This is a genomic window from Blastomonas sp. UPD001 (genome assembly GCF_003426715.1).
Lineage (GTDB): Bacteria > Pseudomonadota > Alphaproteobacteria > Sphingomonadales > Sphingomonadaceae > Blastomonas.
The window spans coordinates 2,828,819-2,838,110 of the sequence record NZ_QKVT01000001.1; the positions used below are offsets into that span (position 1 = coordinate 2,828,819).

Genomic DNA, 9,292 nt, shown 5'->3' on the forward strand with positions numbered 1-9,292 from the left:
CGGTACGGCGGGCAGTGCGCGCGCGGTGATGCTGGGCGACGGGCTGATCGAGGGAACGGGCCTGGCGCTCGGCGCGCTCGACCTGATCGGCGAAGGCCCGGTGCGCGCAAATGTGACCGTCAACGGTCCGGCCCGGGTCGCGGTGAAGGGCGGGGCCGACATCGCGATCGGCGGCACGCCACAATGCACAGTGCGTCAGACCGGCACCAACGCCATTGCCTGCGGTGTGGCCCCGGCGGCGACCGCCGTCCGCTGAGGGGCGGCAATCAGCCCTTGCGGCGGTCCATGTACCAGATCACCCCATGCAGCGCCGCGCCGCCGCCAAGCCCTGCCAGAAAGCCGATCGAGGGTTGGCCCATGAACCCGCCGATCACGGTGCCCGCAAGCGTGCCCAAAGCCATGAATATGCCGCCTGCGCGGGCCGGGGGGCGGGGGCTGTTGGTTGTATCGTTGACCATGGCCGCGCCCTTGCCATGCGCGCGCGGCTTTTGCCACTGCCAATCGCCCCCCGCTGCCAATCGCCCCGACGGTCGCAAAGCCTAACGACCGGTTTACCATGCCGGTTGAACCTTCCTGCACGGCCAGCCTGTATCCCGATGCGAACGCGTGGCCGACAGCTTTGCCGGCACGAGGAAAGAGGACCCGAACGCGCCCATGAACCTGCCCTATATCGGAAGCCGCGAAGCCTATGAGGACGCCTGCAAGCTCCTATCGCATTATGGCGAGACGGCGGGGATCGAGGCCTCCGACCGGGCCGAGGCAGCGCGGGCGCGCGGCAATCACATCCATTTCTGTCATTGGCGGCAGATCGAGCGGCTGCTGGTGATCCTGTCGATCGACCAGAGCATCGGGACGATTCACTGAGGGGGGTGCTCAGTCAGTCGACTGTTGTCTGACAGAAGACCAAACCAACACAGCCACCCCGGCCGCAATCAGGCTCACTGAAATCCAGCCAAGCACCGCTGCTTCGCCTGTGAGCCCGTAAGAGCAATCAAATGCGCAAGCAGGCGGTCCATTCGGGTTGGCCGACTGGTGAATGTTGCGCAACACCCAAATGTGCGCTTCCAACGAATGAGCACGGTCGCGGAGTAAGACACCAACCGCAATGGCCAAGGTGCCAAGCCCAGACTGCCAGTATCTTGTCATTCTTGAATTTTAGCCGACGCTGGGCATTGCACAATGCTAACGATGCGCGGTGTTTCATCAAAACCCCGCTCAGCCTGAGCCTGTCGAAGGCCTCGCACTGCCACTGATCCAATTGCGTCACCGATCTCCTACGAAGGTTGGAACCAATGTGTGAGGTTGCCAATTGGCCCCTGTGGATTTCTTAGGTCGCCGTAAGGCAGGGAGGGGCAATGCGAATATGGACGCGGGGCCTTCGACAGGCTCAGGCCGAACGGAGGTTGTATGGCGTCGCAATTAGATCCGGACCTGAACGCTGCAGCTCATTTTTTTCTATCGTCCGCCGTCACCACCCCGCCGCTGACGCTCCAATCGGCGCGGCCCGTTAGCGGGACCGCATCGAACAGCGCGGCGTCGGTGCCGGTCATCCAGACCTGGCCCGAGCGGTCGGCAAGCTGTTCGTAGAGCGCCGCGCGGCGAGCCGGGTCGAGATGCGCGGCAACCTCGTCGAGCAGCAGGATCAGCCGGCTGCCGCGCCGCTCGGCGACCAGATCGGCATGCGCCAGGATAATCGCGATCAGCATCGCCTTCTGCTCGCCGGTCGAACAGAGCCCGGCGGGTTGTCCCTTTTGCCGCATGGTGACGATCAGGTCGTCGCGGTGCGGCCCGGCGAGCGCGCGGCCCGCCGCCGCATCGCGCGACCGGCCCGAGCGGAGCGTTGCCGCCAGCGCATCGGCTTCCACCGGCCCCTTGCGTTCGAGCGCCAGCGCGGGTTGCGCGAACGGTCCGGTTTCGATCGCGCCGATCTGGAGCTCCAGCGCGTCCAGCGTGTCGGCGCGGGCGAAGGCCATCGCTGCGCCATGCTCGGCCATGCGCGCCTCGAGCGCATCGATCCACCCCGGATCGGCCGGGCGATCGCCACCAAGCAGCCGGTTGCGCTCGCGCATCGCCGCCTCGTAGCGCGCCGCGTGCCGGGCATGCGCGGGATGCAGCGCCAGCACCAGCCGGTCGAGAAACCGTCGCCTGCCGCCTGCGCTCTCCAGGAACAGCCGGTCCATCGCCGGGGTCAGCCAGACCACCGCCAGCCAGTCGGCCAGGCTGTTCGCTGCCGCCGACGCGCCATTGACGCGCACCTGCCGCCGCGAAGGGCTGTCCGCGCTGGTGCCGGTGCCGATGCGCACCTCGTCGTCCATCAGCGCGGCGGCGACCGAGAACCCGCCCGGTCCCTGCTGCCGCGCCATCTGCTGGATGTCGGCGCGGCGCATGCCCCGGCCCGGTGCGAGCAGCGAGATCGCCTCGAGAATGTTGGTCTTGCCCGCGCCATTGTTGCCCCAGATCACGTTGAACCGCGCGCCCGCCTGAAGCCGGGTCGCCTCGTGGTTGCGGAACTGGGTCAGCGAGAGGGAAGAAAGCGCCATCTGCGGCCCGCTATAGCGGCTCGCGCAGACCCATGCGCGCAAAATCGGCAGGGCCCTTCTCTACGCACCCCAGCCGATGCCAAAACATCGTGAATATTGCCAAAATTTCGCATTCAGCTGCGTGCAAGATTTGCGTAATCTCGTATAATCCCCTGAATTTGCGCGCTTTTTCAGTTTGGCACGCCCTGTGCAAAGTATCTGGCATCTCCCGACGGACAGACCGAAGGGACACACAGACACTCTGAAAGGACCCACCTCATGTTCTCGCTCTCGCAGTTTAACACCAACCTCGTCGCTGCCATCTGCGCGCTCGCCACCTCGGCACTTTTCATCGGCCTCAGCGTAGGTCCGGCGGAAATCGGCACGATGTCGGCGATGATCGTCTGATCCGCCGACACGAAAACGTCACTCTTCTCGGTTTAAAGGGGAACCATCATGAACAACCGCTCTTTCCACCTCGACAAGTCGAACGGCAAGCTGATGGGCGTGTGCTCGGGCATCGCCAACTATTTCGACTGGGACGTCAACCTGATCCGCATCGCCTTCGTGCTGGCCGCACTGTTCGGCGTCGGCGCGCCGGTGCTTATCTATCTGGTCATCGGCCTCATCGCTTCGGATCGCTGAGCGGGGAGCAGCCGATGCCGCATCAGACTTTCGTGCTGAACGGCGTGAAATCGGTGGCGGTATCGAAAACCTCCACCCCCTCGCGCCGCTTCAGCCAGCCGACCACGGCATAGGTCACCGGCGTCAGCACCACCTCCCAGCTCACCTTGAGCAGCCAGTTGGTGATCATCACGGTGACGACCTGGCTCGTCTCCCATTCGCCGTAAAAGGCGAGCGGATAGAAGATCAGGCTGTCGACGCCCTGGCCGACCACCGTGGACCCGATCGTGCGGGTCCACAGCAGCTTGCCGGCCGTCCAAATCTTCATCCGCGCCATGACATAGCTGTTGACGAACTCGCCCGCCCAGAAGGCGACGATCGAGGCGAACACGATCCGCGGGACCTGGCCGAACACCGATTCATAGGCCGCCTGGCCGTCCCAGCCCTCGGCCGGTGGCAGGCTCACCACCACCCAGCTCATGAACGCCATGAACAAGAGCGCGCCAAAGCCCGCCCAGATCACGCGGCGCGCGCGGGCATAGCCATAGATCTCGGTGAGCACGTCACCGATGACATAGCCCAGCGGAAAGAACAGGATGCCCGCGCCAAAGACCCATTGCTGCCCGGCGATGGTGATGAAGGTCGGCTTGGCCGCGCCGATCACGTTCGACAGCAGCAGCACCGTGACGAACGCCGCCATCACGAAATCGTAATAGCGGAAGCGGTGCGTGGCGGGATCGAAGCCGACGCCCGGTTCCAGGCTGTGGCTGACGGCGGCGGTTTCGGCAGACGGGCTTTGCATCGCGCCTGCCATATCGCGGTTTGCACCCACCTGCAAAGCCCGCTATTGCGCGCGAACACGGCGCGCGCCCTTAGCTCAGCTGGATAGAGCACGAGACTTCTAATCTTGAGGCCGCAGGTTCGACTCCTGCAGGGCGCGCCAATTTTTCTCGGCGGGTCGGTTCGCGCGCGTTTCAGACAGGTTGCGCCACCGGGCGCAGGCGCTGTCCGGCAGCGAGGGGATCAGCGTTCCGCCAAGCGCCATGATGGCGCCGCCCGCCAGCGATCTCGCCAGCGTGACGGTCGTGGGCGCGCGGAACACGAAGGCGCGGGTGAGCAGGCCGGAGACCAGCGCCCCCGCGAGCAGCGCGATCGCCGGTGCGAAGGCACGGGTGTCGGTCTGCATCTGCATCCCGCCGCGCCGAACGATCGCATGGATCGCATCGGAATAGGTCCATTGCGGTGCGAAGGAGAAAAGCAGCGCTCCGCACAGACCCATGGCCAGCATCATCGCCCGGGGCCAACGGCTCGCGGCGGGTTGTGCGCGAGACTTGAGGCCTCTGCGCCGCCATGCCCAGATCAGCATCACCGCAAAAAGGAAAACAATCAGCGCGCCCTCGATCGAGGGCAGCACGAGCGGATTGGGGAGCGCCACCCCGGCGGCCAGCCCCGACGGGCGGTCTGCGACCGCAAAGCCCAGCGCCAGGCCGAAAGGGAGCGCCAGAAAGCGGACTTCGCCCTGACCGATCCGCGCCAATGTGCCGAGCAGACAGGCATCGTTGACCACCGCGCCCAGGCCGATCAGCACCGCACCCAGCACAAGCGATGCTGACACGGGCACCACCGATGATACATGCGCCGCCGGACCGACCAGCCAATGCAGCGGCAGGGTCACCAGACCCGCCACGCCCATGGCGATGACAAAGCCGAGCAGCATGTCGGGCCGCCGCTCGAACAGGATCTCGCGCGACGCAGCCACCGCGCAGGTGCTGCTGGCGCTGATCGTCATGCCCACCAGAAAGGCGCACAGCAGGATGAACCCCAACCAGATCATGCGGCGCAGGCCGGGGTCACGGGTTGGTGAGCAAAGTGCCTTGCCGCGTATCGGCGACTGCCCGAACCTGCCATGACCCCATCCCCGATCCGGTTTCCTGCCGCAGGTTCGCTGGCAGGCCCGCTTCGGTTTCAGCCCCGGCGCGAATTTGCTGCCGGAAGCCTGGCCGTTCTCACGTCACGGCTGGCATTGCTCCAATGCCTGGAGCACCGTGTCAAAGGACGGGGCGGTCCAGCTGAAGCTCTTGCCGTCGAAACTGATTGTCGCCGTGCCCTGTCCGGCGCGCACCGTGTTGAAGGCGTTCCGCGGCCTGGTGAAGCTGACATAGCCCTCTGCCTTGCCCCTCAGGTCGACCGGGCCGGACACGCTGCTGTTGCCGATGGCCAGCGTCAGCTCGGGTCTGGCGGCGCCCCAGGGGCTGGGAATCTGGAGCTCGACCTGGCCATTGCCATTGGCGGCGCGATAATAGGTCATGGTCAGCTTGGGCGCGGCACCGCCGGAACTGTTCGCCAGCGTGACGGCGGTAGAGCATTGCACCGCCCCCGGCGTGGTCGGGGAGGGCGACCGCCAGACCGTCACGCCGTTGACAACCGATTTGGTCACGCTGGGCTTCGCCGCCGCCTGGGCCAGCGAGGGAACGGGGCTGAGCATCAGTGCGCCCAGCAGCGTCAGCGCCAGCGTGGTTTTTCCGGTCATCGATGTTCCTTTCGTCGGTGGGGCCCGGCGCGATCCTCGGCAGGGCTGCGCAAACCTTGGCCATAAGGCTGCGCCGGGCTCTGCCCAGCCCGTGCGACATTCGTACAGGTGCCGCCCGCTCCACCTTCCCAAGCCAGATTTTTCCGCTGGAAAATTATCCTTCCTCACACTAGCGCGCAGATGCTGCTAGTCGGCGCGCTTTGATCCTCCAGATTCATCGGACCCGTTATGGCTTTCACCCCCGCCAAGGTTTTGACCACGCACCATTGGAACGAAGGGCTTTTCTCCTTCACCGTCGAGCGGCCGTCGTCGTTCCGGTTCGTCAGCGGTCAGTTCGTGATGCTGGGGCTGATGGTTGATGGCAAGCCGCTGCTGCGCGCCTATTCGGTCGCCTCGCCGATGTGGGATGAATCGCTCGAGTTCCTCAGCATCATCGTGCCCGACGGCCCGCTGACCAGCCGCCTCTACAAGATCCAGCCGGGCGACGAGATCCTGCTCGGCGGCAAGCCCACCGGCACGCTGACGCTCGATGCGCTGCTGCCCGGCAAGCGGCTGCACCTGATCGGCACCGGTACGGGCCTGGCCCCCTGGATGTCGATCATCCGCGATCCCGAAGCCTATGAGCGGTTCGAGCAGATCACCGTGCAGCACACCGTGCGCCAGATTCAGGACCTGGCCTATCGCGACATGCTCGAAAGCAAGCTCAAGGACGATCCGCTGGTCGCCGAGGAAGCGGCAAAGCAGCTGGTCTATGACTGCTCGGTCACCAAATGCCCGACCTGGGTCGACGAGAACCGCCGCATCACCACGCGGATCGAGGCGGGCGACTACCCTCTCGACCCGGAAACCGACCGCGTGATGCTGTGCGGCAGCATGGCGATGATCAAGGAGACGGGCGCGCTGCTCGAATCGCTTGGCTTTGTCGAAGGGGCCCAGTCCAAGCCGGGCACCTATGTGCTCGAGCGCGCGTTCGTCGGCTGAGAATTACGCCCGGATCGCCTCGAGCGCGGTGCGCAAGGCATCGGGCAGGGGCACCGGGCGGCGCGTCTCGCGGTCGACATAGACATGGGTGAAATGCCCCGCGGCAGCGGCGGCATCCTCGTCGTTCGCGAACAGCCCCACCGCATAGCGCACCGAGCTGGTGCCGATATGATCGACCCGGACCCCGGCATGGATCAGGTCGGGGAATGCCGTGGGCGCGAAATAGGCGCAGCCGGTTTCGACCACCAGACCGATCACCGCTCCACCGTGAATGTCGAGCGCGCCAGCCTTGATCAGATATTCGTTCACCGCGGTGTCGAACCAGAAATAATAGACCGAATTGTTGGTATGGCCGTAAATGTCATTGTCCGACCAGCGCGTGCTGATCTGCGTGAAGGCGCGGAACTGCGCGCGGCCGGGGCGGGCGGGGCGACTCATGCCGCCACCGTGAAGCCGTTGACGCCATCGGCATGCCGGATGGTGACCGTGCGGCCGATCGGATCGTGCGCGGGATCGGCCAGCGCGGCGAGCTGGCCCGCCTTGTCGGCGTCATCGGGCCGCGCGACGATGCGGCCCTTGTCGGTGCGCGCGATCACCACAGCACGCGCGGGCACGCCCTTGGCATAGCCGATGGTATAGCTCTCGATCGTGCCGGTCGCGTCTTCCTCCAGCCGCGCGGGCGACGGCTGGGCGTCGACCTCGGCCTGCATCAGGGCATGATCGACCGGTGACCAGCTCTCGGGCGCGCTGGTGCTGTAGATGCCCGCTGCCTCCTTGGACAGGAAGCCGCCATTGGCGAGCACGAGGCCATAGCTGCCAGAGTCGGCGCGCAGCGTCTCGACCATCGCGGCGATGCCGTGCATCGAGTAGTTGTTGCCCGCGCCGCCCGAGAAGGGCAGCCCGCCGGTGAGCGTCAGCGGCGTGCTGCGCCAATCGACGCCGAGCACCTCGGCGGCGAGCAGTACCGCGACCGGGAAGCAGCTGTAGATGTCGTAATATGCGATATCGGCAGGGGTCTTGCCTGCGCTCTCCAGAGCGCCCTTGAGCGACACCTCGATCGCGCGCGAACGCGACAGGTCGGTGCGCAGGCTGACCGGCTTGTCCATCGCCTCGCCGCTGCCGTGCAGGAACACCCACCGCGCGCGCGGCACGCCCATCGCCTCGGCCTCACGCACGCTGGTCAGGATCACCGCCGCGCCCTGGTTCACCGCATCCTGCGCGACATGCCATTTGAGATAGGGGTCGGCGACCGGATAATTGCCGTCCGAAGGCGTCGCGAGATAGTCGGCGCTCATCGCCTTGGGGAATTGCGCATAAGGGTTCTTCGCGGCAACCGCGCTGAACCCCGCCCAGAGTTCGGACATCTCGGTCATATGCTCGGCCTTGCTGCGGCCGAGCCGCGCGCGCAGCGCGTTCTCGAACAGAGGATAGGTGAGGATCGGCGCGCCGATGCCGTTCTTGAGCTCGTGCCGGTCGAGCAGCATCGGCCCGAGCCCGCGATCCTCCATCTCGCCGTCGATCGCCTCGTTCCAGTCGAGCGCCACGCCCTTGCGTGCGGCGGTCTTGGCGGCGGCGATCGCTTCGGACCCCGAGAGCAGCACGCAACGCGCCTCGCCCGCATGGATCGCGGCGGCAAATTCGTTGACCAGCGATTGCGGGCTCTGGCCGCCGACGATCGAATAGATCGCGCGCTTCGGCGCGATGCCCAGGCGCTTGGCCAGGCCGAGCGGAGGCTTGTCGCAGCCGCCGGTGCCTTCGGGCACCATGCCCGGGGCAGCGAAAGCGCCTGTGCCTTGGCCTCGATCCGCCCGGCCTGCATCGTCGCTTCGTAGAAGCTGCGCTTGGCATCGGTCGCGAGGCCGTAGAGCGGGGTGTAGATGCCGAAAAAGCCGATCACGCCCGCCGCCAGCAGCGCGGCGATGCCGACCAGGATCTGCTCGCGGCGCGACAGCGCGATGAACCAGTTCTTCGCCGCCTCGGTCATGGCGCCAGCACCGTGATATCGGCGACCGCCTGGCCGGTCGCATCGCTGCGGTTGGCGGCAGTGACCTTGTAGCCGTTGTTCTGCAGCGCGATCAGCACCGCATTGAGGTCCTCGACGCGCGGCGCCGCGATCATCGCGCCGACAATGCCGCCGGGGCGGTAGTCGGCCTGGCGGATGACGACGCCGGGAACCGGCTGCATCGCGGAGAGCAGCCCGGACATCGGCACGCTGACGATGCTGTTGCCCGTGCCGCGCGCGGCGAGCTTGGCATCGAGCTGCGCTTCGGCCTGGCTCGCATCAGTCGCGCCGGGAACATGCCGCTGCGCGCTGGCGAGCGCGCGGCGTTCGGCGAGATCTGCGCCGAGATAATTCTTGCCGATCTCGAGCAGCGGGATGGCGAGGCTGACCAGCAGCAGCGCGCCGAACAGCCAGGCGAGCGTCCGCCCCTGGCCCGGCGCGAGCGCGAACAGCGGCGTACGGCGCGCGAATTCGCCCTGGCGCAGGTTCAGCGGCGGATCGGCCAGCGCAGCGACCATCGCGGCATCGCGCGCATCGGCGTCGAGCGATACCGGGGCGGCCGTCCCGAGCAGCAGCGCGCCCAGCGCCTCGTCGGGCGGCAAAACCAGATCGCCCAGCCGCTCCGCGCCCAGATCG

General features: G+C 66.4%; 13 protein-coding genes, 1 tRNA gene and 1 pseudogene. 7 read left to right on the forward strand and 8 right to left on the reverse strand.

Annotated elements, in window-relative coordinates:
- Positions 1-256: pseudogene (locus DM995_RS14350) on the forward strand (hypothetical protein); the annotation flags it as partial.
- A 10-nt stretch (positions 257-266) separates the two neighbouring features.
- Here the strand turns inward: DM995_RS14350 and DM995_RS14355 are convergent.
- On the reverse strand, positions 267-458 hold the full coding sequence (locus tag DM995_RS14355; protein ID WP_116970487.1) for a hypothetical protein: 192 nt from the start codon (positions 456-458) through the stop codon (positions 267-269).
- A 196-nt stretch (positions 459-654) separates the two neighbouring features.
- Between DM995_RS14355 and DM995_RS14360 the strand changes: the two genes are divergently transcribed.
- A complete protein-coding gene (locus DM995_RS14360; protein ID WP_023838851.1) occupies positions 655-864 on the forward strand; it encodes a hypothetical protein in 210 nt (69 codons plus the stop codon).
- 581 nt (positions 865-1,445) lie between these two features.
- Here DM995_RS14360 and recF read toward each other — a convergent pair.
- Entirely contained in the window at positions 1,446-2,540 is a 1,095-nt protein-coding gene (gene recF / locus DM995_RS14365) for a DNA replication/repair protein RecF (protein WP_116969856.1), read from the reverse strand.
- 258 nt (positions 2,541-2,798) lie between these two features.
- Between recF and DM995_RS22675 the strand changes: the two genes are divergently transcribed.
- A complete protein-coding gene (locus DM995_RS22675; protein ID WP_023838853.1) occupies positions 2,799-2,927 on the forward strand; it encodes a hypothetical protein in 129 nt (42 codons plus the stop codon).
- A gap of 48 nt (positions 2,928-2,975) precedes the next feature.
- Positions 2,976-3,164: a PspC domain-containing protein gene (locus DM995_RS14370; protein ID WP_023838854.1), complete on the forward strand. Its 189-nt coding sequence runs from the start codon at positions 2,976-2,978 to the stop codon at positions 3,162-3,164.
- 22 nt (positions 3,165-3,186) lie between these two features.
- On the opposite strand, the gene DM995_RS14375 is transcribed toward DM995_RS14370, so the two are convergent.
- Positions 3,187-3,945 (reverse strand): queuosine precursor transporter, encoded by a 759-nt coding sequence (locus tag DM995_RS14375; protein ID WP_232824404.1) that lies wholly within the window; start codon positions 3,943-3,945, stop codon positions 3,187-3,189.
- Between the two features lie 64 nt (positions 3,946-4,009).
- Between DM995_RS14375 and DM995_RS14380 the strand changes: the two genes are divergently transcribed.
- A tRNA-Arg gene (locus DM995_RS14380) sits at positions 4,010-4,086 on the forward strand.
- On the opposite strand, the gene DM995_RS22790 is transcribed toward DM995_RS14380, so the two are convergent.
- On the reverse strand, positions 4,045-4,932 hold the full coding sequence (locus DM995_RS22790) for a YeeE/YedE thiosulfate transporter family protein (protein WP_353653376.1): 888 nt from the start codon (positions 4,930-4,932) through the stop codon (positions 4,045-4,047). The two genes, DM995_RS14380 and DM995_RS22790, sit on opposite strands and share 42 nt — an antisense overlap.
- Here DM995_RS22790 and DM995_RS22425 point away from each other — a divergent pair.
- A complete protein-coding gene (locus DM995_RS22425; RefSeq protein ID WP_232824406.1) occupies positions 4,835-5,053 on the forward strand; it encodes a hypothetical protein in 219 nt (72 codons plus the stop codon). The two genes, DM995_RS22790 and DM995_RS22425, sit on opposite strands and share 98 nt — an antisense overlap.
- 101 nt (positions 5,054-5,154) lie before the next feature.
- Here DM995_RS22425 and DM995_RS14390 read toward each other — a convergent pair whose 3' ends face one another.
- Positions 5,155-5,673, reverse strand: a complete 519-nt coding sequence (locus tag DM995_RS14390; protein ID WP_116969857.1) for a hypothetical protein — start codon at positions 5,671-5,673, stop codon at positions 5,155-5,157.
- A 228-nt stretch (positions 5,674-5,901) separates the two neighbouring features.
- On the opposite strand from DM995_RS14390, the gene DM995_RS14395 reads away from it, so the two are divergent.
- Positions 5,902-6,654: a ferredoxin--NADP reductase gene (locus tag DM995_RS14395; RefSeq protein WP_023838858.1), complete on the forward strand. Its 753-nt coding sequence runs from the start codon at positions 5,902-5,904 to the stop codon at positions 6,652-6,654.
- 3 nt (positions 6,655-6,657) lie between these two features.
- Here DM995_RS14395 and DM995_RS14400 read toward each other — a convergent pair whose 3' ends face one another.
- From DM995_RS14400 to DM995_RS21925, 3 genes are all read right to left on the reverse strand, one after another.
- Positions 6,658-7,092 (reverse strand): acyl-CoA thioesterase, encoded by a 435-nt coding sequence (locus DM995_RS14400; protein ID WP_116969858.1) that lies wholly within the window; start codon positions 7,090-7,092, stop codon positions 6,658-6,660.
- Positions 7,089-8,420: a TLP1 C-terminal extension domain-containing protein gene (locus DM995_RS14405; protein WP_232824407.1), complete on the reverse strand. Its 1,332-nt coding sequence runs from the start codon at positions 8,418-8,420 to the stop codon at positions 7,089-7,091. The genes DM995_RS14400 and DM995_RS14405 overlap by 4 nt, the downstream gene beginning before the upstream one ends.
- Before the next feature lie 214 nt (positions 8,421-8,634).
- Positions 8,635-9,292 (reverse strand): type II secretion system protein L (locus DM995_RS21925; protein ID WP_502696590.1); only part of this gene is annotated, 658 nt, incomplete at its 5' end.

Bases quoted from the DNA above. Each gene is read 5' to 3' on its own strand.
- DM995_RS14390 (WP_116969857.1), bottom strand. From the start codon at position 5,673: ATGACCGGAAAAACCACGCTGGCGCTGACGCTGCTGGGCGCACTGATG.
- DM995_RS22425 (WP_232824406.1), top strand. From the start codon at position 4,835: ATGGCGATGACAAAGCCGAGCAGCATGTCGGGCCGCCGCTCGAACAGG.
- DM995_RS14370 (WP_023838854.1), top strand. From the start codon at position 2,976: ATGAACAACCGCTCTTTCCACCTCGACAAGTCGAACGGCAAGCTGATG.
- DM995_RS14375 (WP_232824404.1), bottom strand. From the start codon at position 3,945: ATGCAAAGCCCGTCTGCCGAAACCGCCGCCGTCAGCCACAGCCTGGAA.
- DM995_RS14400 (WP_116969858.1), bottom strand. From the start codon at position 7,092: ATGAGTCGCCCCGCCCGCCCCGGCCGCGCGCAGTTCCGCGCCTTCACG.
- DM995_RS22675 (WP_023838853.1), top strand. From the start codon at position 2,799: ATGTTCTCGCTCTCGCAGTTTAACACCAACCTCGTCGCTGCCATCTGC.
- recF (WP_116969856.1), bottom strand. From the start codon at position 2,540: ATGGCGCTTTCTTCCCTCTCGCTGACCCAGTTCCGCAACCACGAGGCG.
- DM995_RS14355 (WP_116970487.1), bottom strand. From the start codon at position 458: ATGGTCAACGATACAACCAACAGCCCCCGCCCCCCGGCCCGCGCAGGC.
- DM995_RS22790 (WP_353653376.1), bottom strand. From the start codon at position 4,932: ATGACGATCAGCGCCAGCAGCACCTGCGCGGTGGCTGCGTCGCGCGAG.
- DM995_RS14395 (WP_023838858.1), top strand. From the start codon at position 5,902: ATGGCTTTCACCCCCGCCAAGGTTTTGACCACGCACCATTGGAACGAA.
- DM995_RS14405 (WP_232824407.1), bottom strand. From the start codon at position 8,420: ATGGTGCCCGAAGGCACCGGCGGCTGCGACAAGCCTCCGCTCGGCCTG.
- DM995_RS14360 (WP_023838851.1), top strand. From the start codon at position 655: ATGAACCTGCCCTATATCGGAAGCCGCGAAGCCTATGAGGACGCCTGC.